General features: G+C 71.2%; 25 protein-coding genes. 14 read left to right on the top strand and 11 right to left on the bottom strand.

Features of this window, described 5'->3' with window-relative positions; translation table 11 throughout:
* Positions 1-7 precede the first annotated feature (7 nt).
* A complete protein-coding gene (locus tag ACFUPX_RS17095; protein WP_383322266.1) occupies positions 8-742 on the top strand; it encodes an SseB family protein in 735 nt (244 codons plus the stop codon).
* 25 nt (positions 743-767) lie between these two features.
* Here ACFUPX_RS17095 and ACFUPX_RS17090 read toward each other — a convergent pair whose 3' ends face one another.
* Positions 768-1,145, bottom strand: a complete 378-nt coding sequence (locus tag ACFUPX_RS17090; RefSeq protein WP_383322263.1) for a DUF1844 domain-containing protein — start codon at positions 1,143-1,145, stop codon at positions 768-770.
* A 401-nt stretch (positions 1,146-1,546) separates the two neighbouring features.
* Here ACFUPX_RS17090 and infC point away from each other — a divergent pair, with 401 nt between their 5' ends.
* The 10 genes from infC to ACFUPX_RS17040 all read left to right on the top strand — a co-directional run bounded on the left by infC (position 1,547) and on the right by ACFUPX_RS17040 (position 12,620).
* Positions 1,547-2,236, top strand: coding sequence for a translation initiation factor IF-3 (infC, locus tag ACFUPX_RS17085; RefSeq protein ID WP_383322395.1), 690 nt, complete (start codon positions 1,547-1,549; stop codon positions 2,234-2,236).
* Between the two features lie 105 nt (positions 2,237-2,341).
* On the top strand, positions 2,342-2,536 hold the full coding sequence (gene rpmI, locus ACFUPX_RS17080) for a 50S ribosomal protein L35 (RefSeq protein WP_135330421.1): 195 nt from the start codon (positions 2,342-2,344) through the stop codon (positions 2,534-2,536).
* Between the two features lie 94 nt (positions 2,537-2,630).
* Complete coding sequence (gene rplT, locus ACFUPX_RS17075; RefSeq protein ID WP_383281281.1) at positions 2,631-3,014, top strand: 50S ribosomal protein L20; 384 nt, start codon at positions 2,631-2,633, stop codon at positions 3,012-3,014.
* 159 nt (positions 3,015-3,173) lie between these two features.
* On the top strand, positions 3,174-4,028 hold the full coding sequence (locus tag ACFUPX_RS17070; protein WP_383322258.1) for a TrmH family RNA methyltransferase: 855 nt from the start codon (positions 3,174-3,176) through the stop codon (positions 4,026-4,028).
* 54 nt (positions 4,029-4,082) lie between these two features.
* Positions 4,083-5,225, top strand: a complete 1,143-nt coding sequence (locus ACFUPX_RS17065) for an ATP-binding protein (protein WP_383322255.1) — start codon at positions 4,083-4,085, stop codon at positions 5,223-5,225.
* Between the two features lie 147 nt (positions 5,226-5,372).
* Positions 5,373-6,509 carry a phenylalanine--tRNA ligase subunit alpha gene (gene pheS / locus ACFUPX_RS17060; RefSeq protein WP_383322252.1) on the top strand — a complete coding sequence of 379 codons (1,137 nt, stop codon included), beginning with the start codon at positions 5,373-5,375 and terminating at the stop codon, positions 6,507-6,509.
* The gene (gene pheT / locus ACFUPX_RS17055; protein ID WP_383322249.1) at positions 6,509-9,058 is read left to right on the top strand and encodes a phenylalanine--tRNA ligase subunit beta; all 2,550 of its coding nucleotides are present in this window, start codon (positions 6,509-6,511) and stop codon (positions 9,056-9,058) included. Before pheS ends, pheT begins: the two co-directional genes overlap by 1 nt.
* 214 nt (positions 9,059-9,272) lie before the next feature.
* Positions 9,273-10,382, top strand: coding sequence for a PP2C family protein-serine/threonine phosphatase (locus tag ACFUPX_RS17050; RefSeq protein ID WP_383322246.1), 1,110 nt, complete (start codon positions 9,273-9,275; stop codon positions 10,380-10,382).
* Positions 10,383-10,651: 269 nt separating this feature from the next.
* Positions 10,652-12,001 carry a transcriptional regulator gene (locus ACFUPX_RS17045; protein ID WP_383322243.1) on the top strand — a complete coding sequence of 450 codons (1,350 nt, stop codon included), beginning with the start codon at positions 10,652-10,654 and terminating at the stop codon, positions 11,999-12,001.
* A 76-nt stretch (positions 12,002-12,077) separates the two neighbouring features.
* Complete coding sequence (locus tag ACFUPX_RS17040; protein WP_383322240.1) at positions 12,078-12,620, top strand: NUDIX hydrolase; 543 nt, start codon at positions 12,078-12,080, stop codon at positions 12,618-12,620.
* On the opposite strand, the gene ACFUPX_RS17035 is transcribed toward ACFUPX_RS17040, so the two are convergent.
* A complete protein-coding gene (locus ACFUPX_RS17035) occupies positions 12,617-12,874 on the bottom strand; it encodes a hypothetical protein (RefSeq protein ID WP_383322237.1) in 258 nt (85 codons plus the stop codon). The genes ACFUPX_RS17040 and ACFUPX_RS17035 overlap by 4 nt on opposite strands.
* A gap of 199 nt (positions 12,875-13,073) precedes the next feature.
* Complete coding sequence (locus ACFUPX_RS17030; RefSeq protein ID WP_160503891.1) at positions 13,074-13,934, bottom strand: 3-hydroxybutyryl-CoA dehydrogenase; 861 nt, start codon at positions 13,932-13,934, stop codon at positions 13,074-13,076.
* 179 nt (positions 13,935-14,113) lie between these two features.
* On the opposite strand from ACFUPX_RS17030, the gene ACFUPX_RS17025 reads away from it, so the two are divergent.
* Positions 14,114-15,346, top strand: a complete 1,233-nt coding sequence (locus ACFUPX_RS17025; RefSeq protein WP_383322233.1) for a glycoside hydrolase family 10 protein — start codon at positions 14,114-14,116, stop codon at positions 15,344-15,346.
* 46 nt (positions 15,347-15,392) lie between these two features.
* Here the strand turns inward: ACFUPX_RS17025 and ACFUPX_RS17020 are convergent, their stop codons facing one another.
* On the bottom strand, positions 15,393-15,587 hold the full coding sequence (locus tag ACFUPX_RS17020; RefSeq protein WP_344528111.1) for a DUF1918 domain-containing protein: 195 nt from the start codon (positions 15,585-15,587) through the stop codon (positions 15,393-15,395).
* A gap of 91 nt (positions 15,588-15,678) precedes the next feature.
* Entirely contained in the window at positions 15,679-16,641 is a 963-nt protein-coding gene (locus tag ACFUPX_RS17015) for a DMT family transporter (protein ID WP_383322230.1), read from the bottom strand.
* On the opposite strand from ACFUPX_RS17015, the gene ACFUPX_RS17010 reads away from it, so the two are divergent.
* Both ACFUPX_RS17010 and ACFUPX_RS17005 read left to right on the top strand, forming a co-directional pair.
* Positions 16,640-18,085 (top strand): PLP-dependent aminotransferase family protein, encoded by a 1,446-nt coding sequence (locus ACFUPX_RS17010; RefSeq protein ID WP_383322227.1) that lies wholly within the window; start codon positions 16,640-16,642, stop codon positions 18,083-18,085. The genes ACFUPX_RS17015 and ACFUPX_RS17010 overlap by 2 nt on opposite strands.
* A 94-nt stretch (positions 18,086-18,179) precedes the next feature.
* Positions 18,180-18,620, top strand: coding sequence for a GNAT family N-acetyltransferase (locus tag ACFUPX_RS17005; RefSeq protein WP_383322224.1), 441 nt, complete (start codon positions 18,180-18,182; stop codon positions 18,618-18,620).
* On the opposite strand, the gene ACFUPX_RS17000 is transcribed toward ACFUPX_RS17005, so the two are convergent.
* The 6 genes from ACFUPX_RS17000 to ACFUPX_RS16975 all read right to left on the bottom strand — a co-directional run bounded on the left by ACFUPX_RS17000 (position 18,571) and on the right by ACFUPX_RS16975 (position 23,325).
* Entirely contained in the window at positions 18,571-19,122 is a 552-nt protein-coding gene (locus ACFUPX_RS17000) for a DUF6314 family protein (protein WP_383322220.1), read from the bottom strand. The two genes, ACFUPX_RS17005 and ACFUPX_RS17000, sit on opposite strands and share 50 nt — an antisense overlap.
* 92 nt (positions 19,123-19,214) lie before the next feature.
* A complete protein-coding gene (locus ACFUPX_RS16995) occupies positions 19,215-20,201 on the bottom strand; it encodes an aldo/keto reductase (protein WP_383322217.1) in 987 nt (328 codons plus the stop codon).
* A gap of 107 nt (positions 20,202-20,308) precedes the next feature.
* Entirely contained in the window at positions 20,309-20,782 is a 474-nt protein-coding gene (locus ACFUPX_RS16990) for a VOC family protein (protein ID WP_383322214.1), read from the bottom strand.
* 129 nt (positions 20,783-20,911) lie between these two features.
* A complete protein-coding gene (locus ACFUPX_RS16985) occupies positions 20,912-21,124 on the bottom strand; it encodes a hypothetical protein (protein ID WP_383322211.1) in 213 nt (70 codons plus the stop codon).
* Between the two features lie 208 nt (positions 21,125-21,332).
* The gene (locus tag ACFUPX_RS16980; protein WP_383322209.1) at positions 21,333-21,926 is read right to left on the bottom strand and encodes a TetR/AcrR family transcriptional regulator; all 594 of its coding nucleotides are present in this window, start codon (positions 21,924-21,926) and stop codon (positions 21,333-21,335) included.
* An 82-nt stretch (positions 21,927-22,008) separates the two neighbouring features.
* Positions 22,009-23,325: an MFS transporter gene (locus ACFUPX_RS16975; protein WP_383322206.1), complete on the bottom strand. Its 1,317-nt coding sequence runs from the start codon at positions 23,323-23,325 to the stop codon at positions 22,009-22,011.
* Positions 23,326-23,375 lie beyond the last annotated feature (50 nt).

Genomic DNA, 23,375 nt, shown 5'->3' with positions numbered 1-23,375 from the left:
CGGAGCCGTGGCGAACAAGAACATCCCGGACCCCGGCTTCTCCGACGACGACGGGTCCGCCGACCCCAGGCTCACCGCGGCCCTGACGGCCTGGTCCGCCGACCGCACGGCCCACGGCCCCGTCCTGGAAGCGCTCACCGGCGCCCGGCTGCTCGTCCCCGTGGTCGCCGTACTCGGCGAGGTGGAGGAGGACGAGAACGGGCTTCGCCGCGAGAAGACCAGCGACATGGCCGTGCCCACCCTCAAGGCGGGCGACCGCAAGGCACTGCCCGCGTTCACCTCGACCCGGGCCCTCGCCCTGTGGGACCCCGAGGCCCGGCCCGTCGCCGTCCCCCTGCACCAGGCGCTCCAGGCCGCGGCCCACGAGCAGGCCGACACGATCGTGCTCGACCTCGCGGGACCCGTTGCCTACGAGATCAACCGCCCCGCCCTGATCGCCCTCTCCGAAGGCCGCCACACCAGGGACCCGCTCGCCGACCCCGCCGTCACGGCCGCCGTGCGCGCGGCAGTCGCCGCCGAGCCCGCCGTCCTGCGCGCCTACCTGGGCGCGGGCACCGCGGACGGCACCCTCGCGCTCGTCCTCGCCCCCGGGGCGGACCCGGCCGAAGCCGCCCAGCGCGTCGCCGGGCACATCGCGGCCGACGAAACACTGAGGGCCCGCCTGGTGAGCGGCCTCGACCTGGCACTGCTGCCTGCCGAGGCGACGCCACCGGGCGAGCCCCTGTACGTACGAGAAGGCTGATCCCTCAGCCCCGTACGGGAAGGAATCAGCCGAAGACCGGGCCCGTGTACTTCTCGCCCGGACCCTGACCCGGCTCGTCCGGCACGGTGGACGCCTCGCGGAAGGCCAGCTGGAGCGACTTCAGGCCGTCGCGCAGCGGTGCCGCGTGGAACGAGGAGATCTCCGTGGCGCTCGCGTCCATCAGACCGGCGAGCGAGTGGATCAGCTTGCGGGCCTCGTCGAGGTCCTTGTGGCCCTCGCCGCCCTCGGCGAGGCCGAGGTTCACGGCCGCGGCGCTCATCAGGTGGACGGCGACCGTGGTGATCACCTCGACCGCGGGGACGTCCGCGATGTCACGGGTCAGGGTGTCGAAATCGGGGGAGTCACCGGTGGCGGACTCGGGGGTGGGGGTCGCGTCGCTCATGTCCACACGATAAGCGGAGCCCCGGACGGAGTAAGCCGCGGGCGTCCGTGCGCGGCCACGGACGCCGTTGGGTTAGCCCCACCCCCGTGGAGCTGCTAACCTTGTGTAACGACCGGCCGGACGCTCGCGTGCCACGCAGAGATCCGGCCCACAAGTGGAGGCTCCGCTTCCCACCTAGTCGCTCCTTGGAGCGACGGGTCACCGGTCAGGCAGCCGAAGTCTTCGAGACTACGGCAGGCCCGAGCTGCGCCCCGCGATCACCGCGGAGGTGCTCCGGTAGTAATGGAGCCCCTTCCTGTGATCGGTTGGGGCATTTTTTATGTTCTCACTCGGTTGGTCGCTACAACAGACGTAACGCGGCTGTCCGCCAGACCGCCGCGTGGTGCTACCGAGGAGGATCCATCAGCGCCGAGCCCCGCATCAACGACCGGATTCGCGTTCCCGAGGTGCGACTTGTCGGCCCGAGCGGCGAGCAGGTCGGGATTGTTCCGCTTGCCAAGGCCCTGGAGCTTGCACAGGAGTACGACCTCGACCTGGTCGAGGTGGCGGCGACAGCCCGTCCGCCCGTGTGCAAGCTCATGGACTACGGGAAGTTCAAGTACGAGTCGGCCATGAAGGCCCGTGAGGCGCGCAAGAACCAGGCGCACACGGTCATCAAGGAGATGAAGCTCCGGCCGAAGATCGACCCGCACGACTATGACACCAAGAAGGGTCACGTCGTCCGGTTCCTCAAGCAGGGCGACAAGGTCAAGATCACGATCATGTTCCGTGGTCGCGAGCAGTCCAGGCCGGAGCTCGGCTACCGACTGCTTCAGCGTCTCGCGAACGACGTCGAAGACCTCGGGTTCATCGAGTCGAACCCGAAGCAGGACGGCCGAAACATGATCATGGTCCTCGGTCCGCACAAGAAGAAGACCGAAGCCATGGCCGAGGCCCGCGAGGCCCAGGCAGTCCGCAAGGCGGACGCGAAGGCCAACCCGGGCCGCTCGCAGAACGCCGTCGCGGACGACGAGGAGCTCGACGAGGCTCCTGCCGAGTCGGTCGCCGAAGCTCCCGCCGAGGCCCCGGCCGAGGCTCCTGCCGAGGCCTGATCTCGGGACGAAAGTCCGGGGATCGCCAACTGATACGTACGGTTCCCGGATGCCCGGTTTCACGACCGGGCATCCGAGTGCCACTGACGAGGAGAGAACGGCGCTATGCCGAAGAACAAGACGCACAGCGGTGCCAGCAAGCGCTTCAAGATCACCGGCTCCGGCAAGGTGCTCCGTGAGCGCGCCGGCAAGCGCCACCTGCTCGAGCACAAGTCGTCCCGTCTGACGCGTCGCCTCAGTGGCAACGCCGAGATGGCCCCGGGCGACGCCAAGAAGATCAAGAAGCTTCTCGGCAAGTGAGTTCAGGCGCCCACCGCGCCTGAGCTTTGACCGGGACCCAATCGAAACCGGGTCGTGTGAGTCCAACCACGGCCCCGCTACAAGGAGTTAACAAGTGGCACGCGTCAAGCGGGCAGTCAATGCCCACAAGAAGCGTCGGGCGATCCTCGAGGCTGCCAAGGGTTACCGCGGCCAGCGCTCGCGCCTGTACCGCAAGGCCAAGGAGCAGGTCACCCACTCCCTGGTCTACAACTACAACGACCGCAAGAAGCGCAAGGGCGACTTCCGTCGGCTGTGGATCCAGCGCATCAACGCCGCTGCCCGCGAGAACGGCATGACGTACAACCGCCTCATCCAGGGTCTGAACGCCGCCAACATCGAGGTGGACCGCAAGATCCTCGCGGAGCTGGCCGTCAACGACCCGAACGCGTTCGCCGCGCTCGTCGAGGTCGCGCAGAAGGCTCTGCCGAGCGACGTCAACGCCCCCAAGGCTGCCTGACGCTGCGCTGCACTTAGCGTGACATGTGGACCCGCAGGCCTTCTGGCCTGCGGGTTCGCGTGCGTCCGGCCCCGCATCTGCCTTCGCCCGCGGGTTGTACTCGGCTGATCGCGCAGTTCCCCGCGCCCCTTACGGGGCGCTCTTCCCGAGGTGAGTTTCATGGTTGCCAGCCCCGAGTTGATCTCCCCCAAGTCGTCCCGCGTCAGTGCCGCCCGGCGCCTGGGCAAGCGGAACTTCCGGGGGAAGGAGCGGCTGTTCCTGGCCGAGGGGCCGCAGGCCGTGCGGGAGGCGGCCGCGGCCGCCACGGACAAGGCCACGCTCGTCGAGCTGTTCGCCACCGTCGAGGCCGCCGACCGCTACGCCGACATCGTCGGCGAGGCCCGTGCCGCGGGCGCCCGGCTTCACCTGGCGGACGAGGACGTCATCGCCGACATCTCGACGACCGTGACACCGCAGGGGCTCGTCGGCGTCTGCCGGTTCATCGACACCTCCTTCGACGGCATCCTCGCCGCCAAACCCAAGCTGGTCGCCGTGCTCGCGCACGTCCGTGACCCCGGGAACGCGGGCACCGTGCTGCGCTGCGCCGACGCGGCGGGGGCCGACGCCGTCGTCCTGACGGACGCCTCCGTGGATCTCTACAACCCCAAGTGCGTGCGCGCATCGGTCGGTTCGCTGTTCCATCTGCCCGTCGCCGTCGGCGTACCCGTCGAGCGGGCCGTCCAGGGGCTGAAGGACGCGGGCGTGCGCATCCTCGCGGCCGACGGAGCGGGCGAGGACGACCTCGACGACGAGCTCGACAAGGGCACCATGGGCACCCCTTCCGCCTGGGTCTTCGGCAACGAGGCCTGGGGGCTCCCGGAGGAGACCCGCGCACTCGCCGACGCCGTGGTGCGCGTTCCGATCCACGGCAGAGCCGAAAGCCTCAACCTCGCGACGGCGGCGGCCGTGTGCCTCTATGCCTCCGCCCGTGCACAGCGTGCGGCTGGAGGGTGCCGTTCCGTGACTCCCAGCTAGTAGGGTGGCGGGCTCGGAGGCCTCCTGCGCCGGTCCGAGAGGTGGGGTAGGGGAATGAGCATCGGCACGAGCGGATCACCGGGAGTACAGGACATCCTGTCCAGTCGCGCGGACGACGGCGCCCTCGGTGACCTCGGCGGGCTCGGTGTCGACCCGGACGACCTTCCCGACGGACTCGTCGTCGCGGACGAGACGGGCCACGTCATCTGCTTCAACACCGCGGCCGTACGCATCACCGCGGTGGCCGCGTCCGACGCCCTGGGCGCGCCGCTGGAACGCGCCCTTCCGTTAGAGGACCTCGAAGGCCGCCGCTGGTGGCAGCTGACCGATCCGTACGGCGGCCTCGCCACCCGCTTCGCCCAGCCCGAGCGCAATCTGCTGCTCCCCGGCGGGCGAGAGGTCCTGGTCTGCGCGCGCTATGTGCGCACCGCGCCCACCGGACCCGTCCGCCGCGTCGTCATCTCCATCCGCGACACCGAGGCCCGCCGCCGCACCGAGCGCAGCCACGCCGAGCTGATCGCCACCGTCGCCCACGAGCTCCGCTCGCCCCTCACCTCCGTGAAGGGCTTCACGGCGACGCTGCTCGCCAAGTGGGAGCGCTTCACCGACGACCAGAAGAAACTGATGCTGGAGACGGTGGACGCCGACGCCAACCGCGTCACGCGGCTCATCGCCGAGCTCCTGGACATCTCACGGATCGACTCGGGCCGCCTCGAACTGCGCCGCCAGCCCGTCGACGTAGGTGCCGCCGTCGGCCGCCACATCCAGGCGCACGTCGCCTCCGGCCAGGACGCGGACCGCTTCCTCGTCCGGATCGAGCAGCCGCTGCCCGACTGCTGGGCCGACCCCGACAAGATCGACCAGGTGCTCAGCAACCTGCTGGAAAATGCCGTGCGGCACGGCGAAGGAACCGTCACCATCGACGTGGCACCCTCCTCGTCCCCGCGTGAGCAGGGCGGGGCCGAGACGGCCGTGACCGTCAGCGACGAGGGGTCCGGCATTCCGGAAGAATCGATGGGCCGCGTCTTCACCCGCTTCTGGCGGGGCAGCAAGCGCGGCGGGACGGGACTCGGCTTGTACATCGTGAAGGGCATCGTGGAGGCGCACGGCGGGACGATCACCGTCGGCCGCGCGCCCGGCGGCGGCGCCCAGTTCCGATTTACGTTGCCCGTGAGCACTCCGGCGTATCTCCTCTGATCCGCCCGAGCACCGCCCGCGGGCTCATTCACCTGCGCCACCCCCGTTAGACTCGATCCTTGGCACGTTTGCGTCCCCCTATGTGGACGATTCGTCTCCGAGTCGTAGACGGGGACCATCACCAGCCAACCGGAAGCACGGGAAGAGATGTCGGCACCGAACAAGTCGTACGACCCTGTTGAGGTCGAGGCACTGAAACCTGAAGAGATCGAGCGCATGCGGGACGAGGCGCTCGCCGCCTTCGCCGCCGCGGGCGACCTCGAACAGCTTCAGGAGGCCAAGGTCGCGCACACCGGCGGCACCTCGCCGCTGGCCCTGGCCAACCGCGAGATCGGCGCGCTGCCCCCGCAGGCCAAGGCCGAGGCGGGCAAGCGCGTCGGCATGGCGCGCGGCGCGGTCAGCAAGGCGCTCGCCGCCCGGCAGAGCGAGCTCGAGGCCGAGCGCGACACCCGGGTGCTGGTCGAGGAGGCAGTGGACGTCACGCTGCCGTACGACCGCGTCCCGGCCGGAGCCCGGCACCCGCTGACCACGTTTATGGAGCGCGTCGCGGACGTCTTCGTCGCCATGGGCTACGAGATCGCGGAGGGCCCCGAGGTCGAGGCGGAGTGGTTCAACTTCGACGCCCTGAACTTCACCCCGGACCACCCGGCCCGGCAGATGCAGGACACGTTCTTCGTCCAGGGCCCGAACGGCGCCAAGGACGCGGCCGGGGACGAGTCCGGTGTCGTGCTGCGCACGCACACCTCGCCCGTGCAGGCCCGCGCGATGCTCGACCGCGAGCCGCCCGTCTACATCGTCTGCCCCGGCCGTGTGTACCGCACGGACGAGCTCGACGCGACGCACACCCCGGTCTTCCACCAGATCGAGCTGCTCGCCGTGGACGAGGGCCTGACCATGGCCGACCTCAAGGGCACCCTTGACCACATGGTCCAGTCGCTCTTCGGCGCGGACATGAAGACGCGCCTGCGGCCGAACTACTTCCCGTTCACCGAGCCGTCCGCCGAGATGGACATGGTCTGCTACGTCTGCCGTGGCGAGTCCGTGGGCAACCCCGACCGCCCCTGCCGCACCTGCGGCAGCGAGGGCTGGATCGAGCTGGGCGGCTGCGGCATGGTCAACCCGAAGGTGCTCACCGCCTGCGGCGTCGACCCCCAGAAGTACAGCGGATTCGCCTTCGGGTTCGGCATCGAACGGATGCTGATGTTCCGCCACAACGTCGAAGACATGCGAGACATGGTCGAGGGTGACGTCCGGTTCACCCGGCCCTTCGGGATGGAGATCTGATGCGGGTCCCGCTTTCCTGGCTGCGGGAGTACGTCGATCTCCCCGCCACCGAGACCGGCCGTGACGTACAGGCCAAGCTCGTCGACGTCGGCCTCGAGGTCGAGACCGTCGAGCAGCTCGGCGCGGGCCTCAGCGGCCCGCTCGTCGTCGGCAAGGTCCTCACCATCGAGGAGCTGACGGAGTTCAAGAAGCCCATCCGCTTCTGCACCGTCGACGTCGGCTCCGCCAACGGGACGGGCGAGCCGCAGGAGATCGTCTGCGGCGCCCGCAACTTCGCCGTCGGCGACAAGGTCGTCGTCGTGCTGCCCGGCGCCGTCCTGCCCGGCGACTTCAAGATCGCCGCGCGCAAGACGTACGGCAAGACCTCGCACGGCATGATCTGCTCCGGCGACGAGCTGGGCATGGGCGACGACGGCAGTGGCGGCATCATCGTCCTGCCGCCCGAGCACGAGGCCGGCACCGACGCCATCAAGCTGCTCGAGCTGGTCGACGAGGTCCTGGACATCGCCGTCACGCCCGACCGCGGCTACGCCCTGTCGATGCGCGGCGTCGCCCGTGAGACCGCGATCGCCTACGGCCTGCCGCTGCGCGACCCGGCGCTCCTTGACGTGCCCGCGCCGAATGCCTCCGGCTACCCGGTCAAGGTCTCCGACCCGATGGGCTGCGACCGCTTCACCGCGCGCACGGTCACCGGCCTGCGTCCCGAGGCCCGCTCGCCGATCTGGCTCCAGCGCCGGCTGCAGAAGGCGGGCATGCGCCCGATCTCGCTCGCCGTCGACATCACGAACTACGTGATGCTGGAGCTCGGCCAGCCCCTGCACGCCTACGACCGCTCCCGCATCGAGGGCGCCATCGGTGTCCGCCGTGCCGAGCAGGGCGAGAAGTTCACGACGCTCGACGGCACCAAGCGCGTCCTGGACGCCGAGGACCTGGTCATCACCGACGACCGCGGCCCCATCGGCCTCGCGGGCGTCATGGGCGGCGCGAACACCGAGATCGCGGATCTTCCCCAAGCTCTCGGCTTCGCTCGAGCAGGGGAGACCCCAACAGAGGCCGCGGGCACCACGGACGTGGTCATCGAGGCCGCGCACTTCGACGCGATCTCCATCGCCCGCACGGCCCGGCGCCACAAGCTGCCCTCCGAGGCGGCCAAGCGCTTCGAGCGCGGCGTCGACCCGCTGGCGGCTTCCGCCGCCGCGCAGCGCACGGTGGATCTGCTGGTCGCGCTCGCGTCCGGCACCGCCGAGCCCGGGGTCACCGAGGTCATCGCGCCCTCCGCGCCCCACACGATCAGCATGCCCGCCGATCACCCGGACAAGGTCGCCGGTGTGGCCTACGGCCGCGAGACCGTCGTGCGCCGCCTCCAGGAAGTCGGCTGCGACGTCTACGGCCAGGACGCCCTGACGGTCACCGTGCCCTCCTGGCGTCCCGACCTCGCCGAGCCGAACGACCTCGCCGAAGAGGTCATCCGTCTTGAGGGGTACGAGAACCTCCCCTCGACGCTGCCCAAGCCCCCCGCGGGCCGCGGGCTGACCGACCGGCAGCGGCTGCACCGCCGCATCGGCCGCGCGCTCGCCGGGAGCGGATTCGTCGAGGCGCCGACCTACCCGTTCATCGGCGAGCAGATCTTCGACCAGCTCGGCCTTGAGCCCGGCGACCCCAAGCGCCGGGTCGTCAAGCTGGTCAACCCGCTCTCCGACGAGGAGCCCGCTCTTCGTACGACGCTGCTGCCGGGCCTGCTCGGCGCGCTGCGCCGCAACGAAGGCCGCGGCAGCCACGACCTGGCGCTCTTCGAGACGGGGCTGGTCTTCCAGCCGCGCGACGAAGCCCGTGTCGCGGTGCGGCTGCCCGTCGACCGGCGTCCCACGGCCGAGGAGATCGCCTCCCTGACCGAGGCGCTGCCCGTGCAGCCGCGGCATGCCGCCGTCGTCCTGGCGGGCGCCCGCGAGCAGGCCGGCTGGTGGGGCAAGGGCCGTCCGTCCGAGTGGGCCGACGCGATCCAGGCCGCGCGCGCCCTGGCCGCCGAGTCCGGCACCGAACTGCTCGTGCGCCAGGGGCAGTACGGCCCGTGGCACCCGGGCCGGTGCGCCGAGCTCGCCGTCGTGATCGACGGTGCGGAGCAGGTCATCGGGCACGCGGGCGAGCTGCACCCGCGCGTCGTCAAGGCGCTCGGTCTTCCCGCGCGCACCTGCGCGATGGAGCTCGACCTGGACCGTCTTGAGGACGCGAGCGCGGGTGTCCCGCAGGGGCCGAAGATCTCCACCTTCCCGGTCGCCACGCAGGACGTCGCGCTCGTCGTCGGCGGGGACGTCCCCGCCGTGGACGTCGAGAAGGTGCTGCGCGAGGGCGCGGGTGAACTCCTGGAGTCCATCCGGCTGTTCGACGTCTTCACCGGTGAGCAGATCGGTGCGGGCAAGAAGTCCCTGGCGTACGCGCTGCGCTTCCGCGCGGCCGACCGCACGCTGACCGTCGACGAGGCCTCCGCGGCCCGTGACGCGGCCGTCGCCCTGGCGGCCGAGCGGACCGGCGCGGTGCTGCGCGGAGCGTAGGTCACAGCCTGTAGTCGCCGCCAGGCGCACAAGGGGCGCAAAGAAGGGCGTATCCGGACCTCCGGGTACGCCCTTCACTCGTTTGAGTGACTAGTAAGCCCTCTCTGGCCCGATCGGCTCATACGGTCGACAGAATCAGTCCGGCCGCAGCGGCCGTGATCTGTACGGACTGCGCGTACCGCACGCTGAACAGGGCCTTAGGGGGGCCGTCGGCATGATCCGTATCAGGGCTGGAGCTCCCCGCAGGGCGCTGCTCCGGGCGAGGGGCGGTCCCAAGGCGCTCCGGGTGGATCCGCCACGGATCCGGCGCGCTCTCACGCTCGGCCTTCCCACGGTGTGGGGCGCGGCCGCCGTCACGTACAAACTCGCCTGTCCGCTCGCCCAGCAGGACGGCCTCGAGGCGCGGATCGTCACCAGCGCGGTCTTCTTCGCGGTCGGCACCGGGCTCATATTGCACGTGCGCGGCACACTGCTGCGGGAGTTGCGCCAGCTCCGGGAGATCGCGGGGGCCGCGCAGAACGCCTTGCTGCGCCCGCTGCCACCGCGCGTCGAGGGCCTCACAGTCGCGGCCGGGCGGATCTCCGCCTCGCACGGCGCGTCCGTCGGCGGCGATCTGTACGAGGTGGCGGCCACCGACCACGGCGTCCGCGTCGTCATGGGCGATGTGCGCGGGCACGGCCTGACCGCCATCAGTACGGCCGCCGCCGTGCTCGGCAGCTTCCGCGAGGCCGCCTACGAGGAGCGGGAACTGCCGCACGTGCTCAGGAAGTTGGAGCGCGCCCTGGGGCGCCACCTGCGGGAGCGTTCGCGGGCCGAGCATCCGGCGAGCGGCGGCGCGGCCCCGGACAGTCCGGTGGCCGAGGAGTTCGTGACCGTACTCCTGATGCAGATCAACCCCGACGGTGAGATGACCGCGCTCAACTGCGGTCATCCCTGGCCCTACCGCCTGACCGGGCACGCCGAGCCGGTGACCGACGCGGAGCCGCTGCCCCCGCTCGGCCCCTTCCCGCTCCCCGCCGACCTCTCCGTACTGCACTGCGGACCACTCCTTCCTGGGGAGGGACTCGTGCTGCACACGGACGGCATGGAGGACGCGCGGGACGCGGCCGGGCGGTTCTTCCCGCTCCAGGCGGCGCTCACCGAAGCGGTGCGGGTCCCGCCGGTCGTGCCCCGGACCGTGATCCGTGCCGTGTACGCCCAACTCCTGCGGCATACGGGCAAGTTGCCCACCGACGACGCCGCGCTGCTCGTCCTGCGCAACGACCGCCGCCGGGTGCCGCAACAGCAGGGGGAGACGGTGCGCCGGGAAAGCACCATGACATGACGCACCGTCAACCTCCGCCGGCCATGCGCCGCCCGTTCCCGCTTTGGAGGTGTCGGGCAGACAGCGGGGGCGGACGGCGCCAGTGAGGGCCGCCGCACTTTTCGAGGGGGAGCCGGCGGCCCGGCCGGCCTCCTTGTGAGGAACCTCAGTCAAGCGTGACAGGAGTGACGACGGCAGAGCGCACACCCCCCGGATCCGGGCACTCCGTTCACACCCCGTGTGAAGTCACCTCTACTACGCTGGCCACACCGAGTCACCGGAGGGCCTCCATGCAGCCCAATACCCTGCTCGACGCGATCCTCGACGAGGCGGGAATCTCCCATGCGGGCCTTGCCGCCCACGTCAATCAGGCAGGGAAGAGGCGCGGCCTCGCCCTGCGCTACGAACACACCGCCGTCTCCCGGTGGCTGAAGGGGCAGCGGCCCCGGGGCCAGGTGCCCGACCTGATCTGCGAGGTCCTCGCGGGGCGGCTCCAGCGGACCGTCACCCTGGACGACATCGGCCTCGGGGTGCCGGGCCTGCCGGCCTCGGCGGCCGGGTCCCTGGGCTCGACGCTGTCCGGCTTCGTGGAGAGAGCCACCGCGCTGTGGCGCTCCGACGAACAGCAGCGCTCGCACCTCCTCGGCGCCCCCGCCGTCACCGGGACGCCCGCGGTGATGCCCGTCTGGGAGTGGGAGAACCCGCCCGAGGACGTGGACGTCTCGCGCGGCGGCAGGCATCAGGTCAGCACGGCCGACATCGACATGATGCGTGCGGCCCGCGCCCACTACGAGCAGATGTACCGCAAGACCGGCGGCATCGCGACCCGTACCCGCATCGTCGGCTTCCTGAATGCCGAGGCCGCGCCCCTGCTGCGCGGCAGCTACACGGACGAGACCGGGCGCCAACTGCACAGATCCACCGGCGGGTTGGTGGCCATCGCGGGCATCTGTGCCTACGACTCGGACGCGCACGGCCTGGCCCAGCGCTACTTCCACCAGGCCCTGCGCCTGGCAAAGGCCAGTGGTGACAGGGGACTTGGCGCCTATGTCATCGCGCTGCTCGTCAACCAGTCCCTGTTCATGCGCGAGTACCGCCAGGCGGTGGCCTTCGCGGAGGCCGCGCTGCGCGCCGCGGGGCGCGAGCTCACACCGGCCCTCGCCTCCGATCTCTATGCCATGCAGGCGAAGTCGTACGCACACCTGGGCGACGGCAGCAGTGCGCTGTCGTGCATCCGGCGTGCGGAGGTCGCCGCCGATCGCATCCGCCGTGGACGCGAGCCGGACGAGACCGGCTATGTCCAGCCCGGACTCGTCAACGTGCAAGTGGCGGAGGCGCTGCTCAGCCTCGGCGACCTGTCGGGAGCGTACGAACACGCGGCGGCGGCGGTGGACACGCCGGCACACGACCGGGGCAGGGTCCACCGGCTCGCGATGCTCAGCCAGATCGAACTGCGCCAGGGGAACACCGACGAGGCCGTGGCCACGGCGGTGGAAATGGCAGAACAGGCACGGGGGATGGAGTCCCAAAGGCTGCGCGACCGGCTGCGGGCCGTGCGGGAACATCTGGTCCGCAGCGACTGCGCGGGCACGGCGGAGGCGGCCGAACTCATCGACGGGGCGCTGCGCGTACCCCTGTGACGTGACCCGCGTACCACTGCTCTGAACACCCTCCTGCTGCGATATTGCCATCTACTCGGCGGAAGGTGGCAGAACCGTGCAGTGGACGAAACAAAGCGAACAAACTGTGTATGGAAATCGATGGTTCACGGTCAATCTGGCAGATGTGGAACTGCCCGACGGCCGACACCTCGATCACTTCCTGATACGGCTGCGGCCCGTCGCCGTGGCCACCGTCGTCAACGACGCCAACGAGGTGCTGCTCCTGTGGCGGCACCGCTTCATCACCGACAGCTGGGGCTGGGAACTGGCCGCGGGTGTGGTCGAGGACGGGGAGGATCTCGCCTATGCGGCCGCCCGGGAAATGGAGGAGGAGACCGGCTGGCGGCCGGGCCCGTTACGACACCTGATGAGTGTCGAGCCGTCCAATGGGCTCACCGATGCCAAGCACCACATCTACTGGTCGGATGAGTGCACCTACATCGGTCATCCCGAAGACGACTTCGAGTCCGACCGCCGTGAATGGGTCCCGCTCAAACTCGTCCCTGACATGGTGGCCCGCGGTGAAGTACCGGCCGCCAACATGGCGGCCGCGCTACTCCTCCTGCACCACCTGCGTCTTGGCCAGGACGTGCACTAACGACCGATCGCCTGCCAGACCGCCACGGCGAGCGCACCGACCGCCGTCAGGGCGAGAAGGGCGGGCAGCGGCCACCGTGTGTGCTCGAGTGCCGTGATGCGCACGGTCAGTTCGTCCTGGCTCTTGACGCTCTGTTCGTCATGTTGGGTGAGCAACGCCAGCTGTCCGTCGACGCGGGCGAGGCCCACGTCCAAGCTTCGGCGTAACTCGGCGAGTTCTTCGGGGACCACGCGAGGTTCGGGGTCGGCGGTCACAAGTCCGTTCCTTTCCGTAGCTGTCCATCCCCCTGATGCGCACGGAAAGTCAACTCGCCTGGTGGCCGGGGCGGGAGAGTGTGCGAAGGGCATATGCGAGCCCAGGGCGCACACGGTGTGTGAACGCCGCGGGCCCGGCACTCGATCGAGTGCCGGGCCCGCGTGCGGTGCGAAGTTCCGGGTGCCAGTGTGAGCCGTATCAGGCGTACGGATAGAAGCCCGAGCCGGACTTGCGGCCGAGCCTCCCCGCGTCCACCATCCGCTGGAGCAGCGGGGGCGCGGCGTACAGCGGCTCCTTGTACTCGGCGTACATGCTGTCCGCCACCGAGGCGACGGTGTCCAGGCCGATCAGGTCGGCGAGCTTGAGCGGACCCATCGGGTGGGCGCAGCCCATCTCCATGCCGTTGTCGATGTCCTCGCGGCTGGCGATGCCCGACTCGAACATCCGGATCGCGGAGAGCAGATACGGGATGAGCAGCGCGTTGACCACGAAGCCCGAGCGGTCCTGGGCACGGATCGCGTGCTTGCCGAGCACCTTCTCGACCATGGACTGCGCGCGGCTGATCGTGCCCTCGGACGTCGTGAGCGCGGGGATCAGCTCGACGAGCTGCTGCACCGGGGCCGGGTTGAAGAAGTGGATGCCGATGACCGCGTCCGGGCGGGAGGTCGCGACGGCCAGCTTCACCAGCGGGATGGACGAGGTGTTGGAGGCGAGGATCGCGTCCTGCCGGGTCACCACCTGGTCGAGCACCTGGAAGATCTCGGTCTTGACGGCCTCGTTCTCGACGACCGCCTCGATGACGAGGTCGCGGTCGGAGAACTCCCCGAGGTCGGTCGTGAAGCTGAGGCGGGCGAGCGTCTCGTCCCGCTCCTCCTCCGAGATCTTGCCGCGCTCGGCGGCCTTGGAGAGGGAGTTGTAGAGCCGGGTACGGCCGATCTCCAGGGCCTCGCCGGTGGTCTCCGCGACCATCACATCCAGTCCGGAGCGGGCGCAGACCTCCGCGATCCCGGCGCCCATCTGGCCGCAGCCCACTACTCCGACGCGTGCGATGTCGGGCATAGAGTCGGTCACCTCGTGCCTTTCGCTGATCAACGGACGGGCAGCCCCCCGAACGGTGTCGGTGGCTGCCCCGGCGGTGAACGTTACTCCGGAACCTCCGGTGCATCACGTCCCGGGTCGGGCATGCTGTCCGTGACAGGCAGCGGTTCCGGCGGATACACAGGCCAGGGGGCGAGCGGATGAGGCGTATGTCACGCCGAGGTTTCACGATTGCGGCAGCCGCGATGGTGGCGGGGCTCACAGCCGCGGGGGACGCGGCGGCCGTGCCGGAGCGGGCCCCTTCGCGGCGTGAGTTGCGGGGCATGTGGCTGGCGACCGTCGCCAACCGCGACTGGCCGTCGAAGCCGGGCCTCACGGCGGCCGAGCAGCGCGCGGAACTGATCGGCCATCTCGACACGGCCGTACGGCGCCGGCTGAACGCCGTGATCTTCCAAGTGCGCCCCACGGCCGACGCGTTGTGGCCCTCGCCGTACGAGCCGTGGGCCCAGTGCCTCACCGGCGTGCAGGGCAAGCACCCCGGCTGGGACCCGCTGGGCACCGCCGTGGCCGAGGCGCACCGCAGGGGCCTGGAGCTGCACGCCTGGTTCAACCCCTTCCGCATCGCCAACCACACGGACCCCTCGCGCCTGGTCCCGACGCACCCCGCGCGGCTGCACCCCGAGTGGGTCGTGCCGTACGGCGGGAAGCTCTACTACAACCCCGGCCTGCCCGAGGTGCGGCGCTTCGTCCAGGACGCGATGCTCGACGCCGTGCGGCACTACGCCGTCGACGCGGTGCACTGGGACGACTACTTCTACCCCTATCCCGTCGCGGGGCAGGTCTTCGACGACGACGACGCCTTCGCACGCTACGGAGGCGGCTTCCCGGACCGGGCCGCCTGGCGGCGCGACAACATCGACCGCCTGGTGCGCGAGATGGCGACGCGCATCAAGAAGGCACGCAAGCACGTGCAGTTCGGGATCAGCCCCTTCGGGGTCTGGCGCAACGCCTCGACCGACCCGCTCGGTTCGGACACCCAGGCGGGCGTGCAGACGTACGACAATCTGCATGCCGACACGCGCGGCTGGGTCAAGAAGGGCTGGATCGACTACATCTGCCCGCAGCTCTACTGGAACATCGGCTTCGCCGTCGCGGACTACGGCAAGCTGCTGCCCTGGTGGGCCGATGTCGTCAAGGGCACGGGTGTGCGCCTGTACGTGGGGGAGGCCCTGTACAAGGCGGGCGACCCCGCGCAGCCCGCCCAGTGGCAGGATCCGGCCGAGCTGTCCCGCCACCTCACGTACGCCAAGGGGTTCCCGCAGGCGCGCGGGCACGTGTACTTCTCGGCGAAGGAAGTGGGCGTGGACAAGATCGGCGCGATGGCGCGCGTGGTCGCCGACCACTATCAGCAGCGGGTCAGACCGCCGCGCTGAAGCGGTCGGCCTGGGCCGCCGCGCTGATCCGGTCCCGCGCCGGGGGCTACTGAGCCGGGTCCTGGTGCCGTACGACGGTGTCGGGGCCCGGTGACATGACCGTCTCGTGGCCGTCCTCGAGGCGGACGCGGTACGGCGGTCCGCCGTCCGTGCCGAGCACCTCGACGACCTCCGCGATCCGGTCGTGCTGCCCGACGACCCTGCCGTGGACCACCAGCTTGTCGCCTACGGTTGCACGCATCTGGAGCGACCTCCTCGTCCCACCCGGCGGTTGCGATCCGTGGCCGCAAGTCTACGTCGGGTGGCGGAAGCTGAGGCCTGGCCGTCGGCGTCTAGCCGCGCGCCCGTTGGGTGACCGCGATGCACACGAGGACCGCCGCGGCGGTCAGCGGCGCGGCGGGCGTGAGGTGCTCGCCGAGCAGGAACACCGACCAGACCAGGGTGAGCAGCGGCTGGGCGAGCTGGAGCTGGCTGGCCTTGGGGACGCCGATCGCCGCCATGCCGCGGTACCACACGACCAGGCCGAGGAACTGCGAGCCGATGGCGGCGTAGAGCAGCCCGGCGGTGCTGTGGCCGGTGAGCTGGAAGGACTCGTGCTGGAGGGCGACGACGGCCCCGACCACGGCCAGCGGCAGGCACAGGACGAGCGCCCAGCCGATGACCTGCCAGCCCGGCATCTCACGGGCGAGACGACCGCCCTCCGTGTAACCGGCCGCGCAGATCAGGAGCGAGGCGAAGAGGTAGAGGTCGGCGGTCGACAGGGCGCCGCCGCTCTGCTGGACGGTGAACGCGATCACCGCGGCCGCGCCGGTGAGGGCGGCCACCCAGAACATCCGCGAGGGCCGCGCCCCGGTGCGCAGCGCCGAGAACACGGCGGTCGTCAGCGGGAGCAGGCCGACGACCACGGCCGCGTGGGCGGTGGTGGAGGTCTGCAGGGCGAGCGTGGTGAGCAGCGGGAAGCCGATGACGACTCCGGCGGCGACGACCGCGAGCCCGGCCCAGTGGCGGCGGGCGGGCAGCGGGATGCGCAGGGCGAGCAGGGCGCCGCCCGCGATGACCGCGCTCAGGACGCAGCGCAGGGCCACGAACGACCAGGGGCCGATGCCTTCCAGGCCCCAGGCGGTGGAGGGGAAGGTGAGCGAGAAGGCGGTCACGCCGAGCGCGGCCATGACGGTGCCTGCGCGGCGGGAGCCGTGCTGGGTGCCCACGGGCGCTGTACCCACGGCTGCTGTGTCCACGGCCGCTGTGGTGACTGCTATCCGACTCGGGCGAGTAGCGCTATCCTGTGCTGTCATGCATGAGGGTAGCAGTGTGGCTGACTTGGCAAAACGGTTGCGGGAAGAACTCGACCGCTACTCACCTGGTGGAAAGCTGCCGTCGAGCCGGGCGTTGGTCGACCGGTTCAGGGTGAGCCCGGTGACCGTGTCGCGCGCCCTGGGTCAGCTGGCCGCCGAGGGCCTGGTCGTCACGCGGCCGGGCGCCGGTGTCTTCCGCGCCGAGCCGCAGGCCGCCGCCGCGCCGGCCGGGGACACCTCGTGGCAGGAGGTGTCGCTGAGCGCGGACGCGGCCACGGAGCTGGTGCCGCGGGCGGTGGACGCCTCCGGTGTCCTGGTCACGCTCGCGGCGCCGCCGCCCGGCATCATCGAGTTCAACGGCGGCTATCTGCACCCCTCGCTCCAGCCCGAGCGTGCGATGGCCGCGGCCCTGGCGCGGGCGGGGCGGCGGCCCGGCGCGTGGGGCAGGCCGCCGGTCGACGGGCTCCCCGAGCTGCGGGAGTGGTTCGCGCGGGGCATCGGCGGCGCGATCACGGCCGCCGAGGTGCTGATCACCGCGGGCGGCCAGAGCGGGCTCACCACGGCGCTGCGTGCCCTCGCCCCGCCCGGCGCGCCGGTCCTCGTCGAGTCGCCGACCTACCCCGGCATGCTGGCCATCGCCCGCGCGGCGGGGCTGCGGCCGGTTCCGGTGCCGGTGGACGTGGACGGCGTACGTCCCGACCTGCTCGCCGCGGCGTTCAAAGCCACGGGAGCGCGGGTGTTCGTCTGCCAGCCGCTGTTCCAGAACCCGACCGGGGCGGTGCTCTCGGCGGAGCGCCGCCCCCAGGTGCTGCGCATCGCGCGCGAGGCCGGGGCCTTCGTCATCGAGGACGACTTCGTGCGCCGCCTCGTCCACGAGGACGCGGGCCCGCTGCCGAGGCCGCTCCAGTCCGACGACGCCGACGGTGTCGTCGTGCACGTCTGCTCGCTCACCAAGGCCACGTCGCCGAGCTTCCGGGTGAGCGCGCTCGCCGCGCGCGGACCGGTCCTCGAACGGCTCCGGGCGATCCAGGTCGTCGACCACTTCTTCGTGCCGAGGCCCCTCCAGGAAGCGGCGCTCGAACTGGTCGGCTCCCCGGCCTGGCCACGCCATCTGCGCCAGGTGGCAGGCGAGTTGAAGGGCCGCAGGGACGCGATGACCGCGGCCCTGCGCCTGGAGCTCCCCGAGCTGGCCCTGCCGCACATCCCCGCGGGCGGCTACCTCCTGTGGCTTCGCCTGCCCGACGGCACGAACGAGTCGGACCTGGCGGGCGCGGCCCTGCGCAAGGGCGTGGCGGTGGCCCCCGGCCGCCCCTACTTCGCGGCCGAACCCCCGGCGGCACACCTGCGGTTGAGCTTCGCGGCGGTCGCGGGCGTGGGGGAGATCGGCGAGGGAGTACGAAGGCTCCGGGCGGCGTGCGACGAGGTGGGGGGAGTGGCGGGCTGAGGGCGCCTGCTGCCCGGCCCGCCGGTCGGGCCGCCCCCCTCGCCGGTGGAAATCAGGTCGACGCTCCCGTGGCCCGCCTGCGAGCCTTGCGGGCATGAGCGACGTACTTCACCCCCTCCCCGCCGGGTACGAGGTGTCCACGGACGCCGCCCGTCTCGATGCCGCCCGTGTCCACCACTGGCTCTCCACGGATGCGTACTGGGCGATGGGCCGTTCCCGCGAGAAGCAGGATCGGGCGATCGCCGGGTCGCTCAACTTCGGGGTCTACGACTCGGCGTCCGGGGAGCAGGTCGCGTACGCCCGGGTGGTGACGGACCGGGCCACCTTCGCCTGGCTCTGTGATGTGTACGTGGACCGCTCGGTGCGCGGCAAGGGCCTCGGGGGCGCGCTGGCAGCGGCCGTCCGGGACCACCTGGAGCCGTGCGGTCTGCGGCGGATCCTGCTGGCCACGGCCGATGCGCACGGGGTGTACGAGAAGGCCGGATTCAGCGCACTCGACGACCCGGCGAAGTGGATGGCGCTGGGCCAGCGGTGAGACCTTCCCCCGAGGCGCCGACGCGCGCGGACCCGGATATCGGCGGTGCGGGGTCCTGGCGCGTGTACGCCGTCGTGAGGATCAGGTCCTTGGCGGGGCCCGCGACCCGCCACCGCATCCGCCAGCGCCGCTCGTCGTACACCTCGAACTCGCCCCGGTAGAGGTCGAGCGCGCACGGGTGGTCGGCGGTGTGTCTGCCGGTGCGCAGGTCGAGGTCGTGGAAGGGGCGGCCGTCGGCGAAGAGGACGTGCGCGGTGGCCGGGTCGTCGCCCGGCAGGAAGCGCAGGGTGCGTTCGGCGGGGCGGGCGGTGCCGCGCCAGGTGAAGGTGCCGGACTCGTGGTGCAGGAGGCCGCCGCCAGCGGCCAAAGAGAACACCGTCGTGCCCGTGAAGTGCCCCTCCGCGCTGCCGGCGACGTCCCGCGCCGTCCGCTCCACCTGCCAGGTCCCGGCCAGGTACGCGAGGACGTCCGGCACGCCGTGGAACGCCTCGTCCATCGCCATCGCGCCTCCCACCCGCTGTCGGCCGCCCCTCGTCTCCAAGGCTGTCCCCGCAGGTTACGCGGCCCGCCGCCCCGGCCTGAGCCCCGGGATGTCTACTTGTCGACCAGCCCGATGCTGCCCTCGTCGTACCGGGTCCCGCTGACCGCGCCCGCGGGCGCCACCGCGTCGATCGCCGCGAGCTCCTCGGCGGAGAGCTCGACGGCGAGCGCGCCCAGGTTCTCCGTGAGGTACTTCTCCCGGCGCGTGCCCGGGATCGGCACCACGTCGTCACCGCGGTGCTGCACCCAGGCCAGCGCGAGCTGCCCCGCGGTGACGCCCTTCTCTTCGGCGAGCGCGTTCAGGGCGGTCACGATGGGCAGGTTCCGCTCCAGGTTCCCGTCGGCGAACCGGGGCTGCCCGCGCCGCATGTCGCCTTCCTGGAGACCGGCGACCGAGGTGTAGCGCCCGGTCAGGAAGCCGCGGCCGAGCGGCGAGAACGGCACGAGACCGATGCCGAGCTCCCGGCAGACCGGCGCGATCTCCGCCTCCAGATCACGCGTCCACAGCGACCACTCGCTCTGCAGCGCGGCGATCGGATGCACCGCGTGCGCCCGACGGATCGTGCGCGTGCTCGCCTCGGAGAGCCCGAGATGGCGTACCTTCCCGGCCTCGACGAGCTCGGCCATCGCCCCGACGGTCTCCTCGATCGGCACGCTCTGGTCCACGCGGTGCAGGTAGTAGAGGTCGATGTGGTCGGTCCCCAGCCGCCGCAGCGAGGCGTCGCACGCCTGCCGTACGTACGCCGCGTCGCCCCTGATCTTCGGCGGCTCGCCGAGCCGGTTGGCGAAGCCGAACTTGGTGGCGACGACGGCCTGCTCGCGCCGCCCGGCGAGGGCGCGGCCGAGCAGCTCTTCGTTGTGCCCGTCCCCGTAGAAGTCGGAGGTGTCGAGCAGGGTGACGCCCAGGTCGAGGGCGCGGTGGAGCGTCGCGATCGACTGGGCGTCGTCCGAAGTGCCGTACGCGTGACTCATCCCCATGCAGCCGAGCCCCTGGGCCGAGACGGTCAGCTTGCCGAGACGGCGGGTGGCGATGCTGGTCATGGCGGTACCTCCAGGTGATGCCGTGTGCCCTGTTCGGGGCGGACGGTCTCGACCCTAGGAGTTGGAGTCGGCTCCAAGTCAAGCTGTTTTGACGGGCCTTGCGGTGTCTACTTCTGGTCCGCCGCCGCGTACAGCGCCGCCACGTCGAGCTTCTTCATGCCGAGCATGGCCGCCATGGCGCGCTGGGCCCGCGCCGGATCGGGGTCGGCCATGAGCTTGCCCATGTCGGCGGGGACGACCTGCCAGGAGAGGCCGAACTTGTCCTTGAGCCAGCCGCAGGGGCCTTCCTCGCCGCCCTCGGAGAGCTTGGTCCAGTAGTGGTCGACCTCGTCCTGGTCGGCGCAGTCGATCGTGAGGGAGACCGCCTCGTTGAAGGTGAACTGGGGGCCGCCGTTGAGCACCAGGTAGGGCTGGCCGTCGAGCTCGAACTCGACGGTCATCACGGTCCCGGCAGGGCGCGGCCCTGCCTCGCCGTAGTGGGAGACGTCCGTGATCTTCGAGTTCGGGAAGACGGAGACGTAGAAGTTGGCGGCGTCCTCGCCCTGCGTGTCGAACCAGAGGGTGGGCGTGATGCTGGGCATGACTCTCTCCTGTCGTCGGCGGCTCGTTCGTCTGTAGTGACCCCCGCCCCCGCCGAAACTCATCGCCGCGGCCCCGGTCCTTTCGGGAAAGGACCGGAGCCGTGCCGTGCCGGTGCGCCTGCCGGCGTGTCAGCGTCCGGGGTCGTCGCTCCCGGCCGTCTTGCCGCCGTCGTACGTCTCCACTTCCTCGACGGCGTCGAACTCGGTCGCCTCGGCGTCGGCGGACTGCCTCCTCTCCGGCGCCGAGTTCACGTTCCCGATCCAGCGGGCGCTCCTGTCCGAGGCGTCGCCGTCGCCCTTGCTGACGTCCGACGTCTCGCCGTCGCGTCGCTTCTTGCCCATCGCTGCTCCTCGATCGCGGTACCGGTGGCTTGGTCGCTCGCGTTCCAGTACCGCACCGGCGGATGGGGGCGGACCCGCTGGAGCGGCCGGACGGGTGACCGAGACTCCTGGCCGGCGGATCATGAGGGTGGAGGCTCACTGTGCGTGAGCGTCGGTGAGCTCCGGGGCGGTCCCCACGACCGGCGGCCCGGTGTGTTGGCCGGGTCGCTCACGCCTCGGCGGATGCGCCCGTCGCCGCCGCGATCAGGGCGGTCGCCGCCGCGCGGGAGGCCGCGGCCACCGTGGAGTCGTGGTCCATCAGGGCGGAGATGCCGGCGCCGTCGTAGAGGAGTTGGAGCTGGCGGCCCAGGGCGTCGGGGTCGGCGGCGCCGGCCTCGGCGGCGAGGCGGGTGAAGAGTTCGCGCATCCAGCCGCGGAAGGCGTCCGCCGCTTCCTGGACAAGACCGCCGGGGCTGGCTTCGGCACCGGCGCGGATGAAGGCGCAGCCCCGGAAGTCGGGCCGGTCGAACTGCCGCCCCTGGGACTCGAAGACCGCCAACATCTGCTCGCGGGGTGTGTCGCGCTCCGCGATGGCCCGGGTGATCCGGTCGGCGGTGCCCGCGTGCCGGGTGTCGAGGTACGCCCGGACCAGCTGCTCCTTGCCGCCGAAGGTGTTGTACAGCGACGCCTTGGCCACGCCCGCGTGCTCGATGACCCGGTCGATCCCGACGCTCTGCACGCCCTCGGCGTAGAACAGTTCGTTCGCGGCGGCGAGCAGGCGCTCACGCGCCGACGGCTTCGCGGTGCTCTGGACACTCGCCATGACGGTCACTCCTTCAGACAGACCTGTCTACATTATGCTCCGGCGGCGCCCTGCGGCCGAGCCCCGGCCGCAGGCCCACCCCTCAGGCGTTGCCGCCGACCCGCTCGCCCGGCAGGGCCACCGCCCTGTCCCGGCCTCCGCGCAGCAGCCCGAGCAACGCGAACGCCGCGAGGACGATCACGGCGACGCCGTACTCCTGCGCGGTGGCGGTCAGTCCGCCCGCGTGGACGACGAGGAACCCGGCGATCACGGCGGGCACCCCCATGCCCAGGTAGGAGACGACGAAGAGCAGCGAAAGGACCCCGGAGCTCTCGTGCGGCCGGGCCAGCGGCATCACCGTACGGATGCCGCCCTGGAACCCGCTGCCGAAGCCGACGCCCGCGATGGCGGTGCCGACGAAGAAGCCGGTGGGGGAGGAGTCGCGGATCGACACGAGGGTGAGGGCCACCCCGGCGATCAGCGCGAGGATGCCGGTGAGCATCACCGTCCGGGTCGCCGCCTTCCGCAGGACAAGGACCGAGACGGCGGCCACCCCGGCGAGCACGAACAGGCTGAGACCGCCGAGGACTTCGGACCTGGAGCCGGTCAACTGCCGCGCGAGGGACGGGCCGAGCGACCCGTAGAGACCGGCCAGCGCCCAGACGGCGAACAGCACCGGCGCGGCCACCAGCATCGGGCGGCGCACGGCGCGCGGCAGCTTGATCTCCGGCGCCAGGCTGGCCAGTGCTCCCGGCTTGCGGGTCACCGTCTCCGCCATCAGCGCGACGGCGACGGCCTGGAGGACGAAGACCGCCAGCAGCCCGAGGTAGACCAGATGCGTGGGGGCGGGCAGGAACTGGACGACGAGGCCGGAGACCAGCGCGCCGGTCGCCGTGCCGATGCCCGGAACGACCGCGTTGGTGAGCGTGCCGCGCGACCGGTCGATATCCATCATCCCCGCCCCGATCGCGCCGAGCGCGGCGCCGGTCGAAAGGCCCTGGACGATCCGGGCGACCACCAGCCCCGGCACGCCGTCTGCGGTGGCGAACACGACCATCGAGGCGACCTGCGCCGCCAGCGCGACCAGCAGCACCGGCCGCCTGCCGACGTGGTCGGAGAGCTTGCCCGTGGTGAGCAGCCCGAGCAGCACGGCCACCGCGTAGACGCCGAAGACCACGGTGGTGGTGATCGGGTCGAAGCCCCATTCGGCCTGGTAGACGGCGTAGAGCGGGGTCGGCGCGCTGGAGGCCGCCAGGAAGGAGACGGTGATCGAGGCGAGTACGTACAGCGCCACGTTCGGCGGCAGCCGCCTGCCCCGCGCGGATACGGCGGCGGAGCCGGATCGGGAAGCGGATCCGGCGAGCGCCGCATCCGAGGTGCGCGCCGGTTCGGACGCCGGGACGACCGAAAGATTCGTCATGACCATTCCCCGTCCACAGTATGAGTAGACCTGTCTGTCTAATCGTGCAT

This window comes from Streptomyces sp. NPDC057302, from assembly GCF_042667685.1.
GTDB lineage: Bacteria > Actinomycetota > Actinomycetes > Streptomycetales > Streptomycetaceae > Streptomyces.
This window is presented reverse-complemented; position numbering and strand designations above follow the sequence as displayed.

What these genes read in the sequence shown, in the direction of transcription:
- ACFUPX_RS17090 (WP_383322263.1), bottom strand. Translation starts at nt 1,145, where the DNA reads ATGAGCGACGCGACCCCCACCCCCGAGTCCGCCACCGGTGACTCCCCC.
- rpmI (WP_135330421.1), top strand. Translation starts at nt 2,342, where the DNA reads ATGCCGAAGAACAAGACGCACAGCGGTGCCAGCAAGCGCTTCAAGATC.
- ACFUPX_RS17070 (WP_383322258.1), top strand. Translation starts at nt 3,174, where the DNA reads ATGGTTGCCAGCCCCGAGTTGATCTCCCCCAAGTCGTCCCGCGTCAGT.
- ACFUPX_RS17065 (WP_383322255.1), top strand. Translation starts at nt 4,083, where the DNA reads ATGAGCATCGGCACGAGCGGATCACCGGGAGTACAGGACATCCTGTCC.
- pheS (WP_383322252.1), top strand. Translation starts at nt 5,373, where the DNA reads ATGTCGGCACCGAACAAGTCGTACGACCCTGTTGAGGTCGAGGCACTG.
- pheT (WP_383322249.1), top strand. Translation starts at nt 6,509, where the DNA reads ATGCGGGTCCCGCTTTCCTGGCTGCGGGAGTACGTCGATCTCCCCGCC.
- ACFUPX_RS17050 (WP_383322246.1), top strand. Translation starts at nt 9,273, where the DNA reads ATGATCCGTATCAGGGCTGGAGCTCCCCGCAGGGCGCTGCTCCGGGCG.
- ACFUPX_RS17045 (WP_383322243.1), top strand. Translation starts at nt 10,652, where the DNA reads ATGCAGCCCAATACCCTGCTCGACGCGATCCTCGACGAGGCGGGAATC.
- ACFUPX_RS17030 (WP_160503891.1), bottom strand. Translation starts at nt 13,934, where the DNA reads ATGCCCGACATCGCACGCGTCGGAGTAGTGGGCTGCGGCCAGATGGGC.
- ACFUPX_RS17025 (WP_383322233.1), top strand. Translation starts at nt 14,114, where the DNA reads ATGAGGCGTATGTCACGCCGAGGTTTCACGATTGCGGCAGCCGCGATG.
- ACFUPX_RS17020 (WP_344528111.1), bottom strand. Translation starts at nt 15,587, where the DNA reads ATGCGTGCAACCGTAGGCGACAAGCTGGTGGTCCACGGCAGGGTCGTC.
- ACFUPX_RS17010 (WP_383322227.1), top strand. Translation starts at nt 16,640, where the DNA reads ATGCATGAGGGTAGCAGTGTGGCTGACTTGGCAAAACGGTTGCGGGAA.
- ACFUPX_RS17015 (WP_383322230.1), bottom strand. Translation starts at nt 16,641, where the DNA reads ATGACAGCACAGGATAGCGCTACTCGCCCGAGTCGGATAGCAGTCACC.
- ACFUPX_RS17005 (WP_383322224.1), top strand. Translation starts at nt 18,180, where the DNA reads ATGAGCGACGTACTTCACCCCCTCCCCGCCGGGTACGAGGTGTCCACG.
- ACFUPX_RS17000 (WP_383322220.1), bottom strand. Translation starts at nt 19,122, where the DNA reads ATGGCGATGGACGAGGCGTTCCACGGCGTGCCGGACGTCCTCGCGTAC.
- ACFUPX_RS16995 (WP_383322217.1), bottom strand. Translation starts at nt 20,201, where the DNA reads ATGACCAGCATCGCCACCCGCCGTCTCGGCAAGCTGACCGTCTCGGCC.
- ACFUPX_RS16990 (WP_383322214.1), bottom strand. Translation starts at nt 20,782, where the DNA reads ATGCCCAGCATCACGCCCACCCTCTGGTTCGACACGCAGGGCGAGGAC.
- ACFUPX_RS16985 (WP_383322211.1), bottom strand. Translation starts at nt 21,124, where the DNA reads ATGGGCAAGAAGCGACGCGACGGCGAGACGTCGGACGTCAGCAAGGGC.
- ACFUPX_RS16980 (WP_383322209.1), bottom strand. Translation starts at nt 21,926, where the DNA reads ATGGCGAGTGTCCAGAGCACCGCGAAGCCGTCGGCGCGTGAGCGCCTG.
- ACFUPX_RS16975 (WP_383322206.1), bottom strand. Translation starts at nt 23,325, where the DNA reads ATGACGAATCTTTCGGTCGTCCCGGCGTCCGAACCGGCGCGCACCTCG.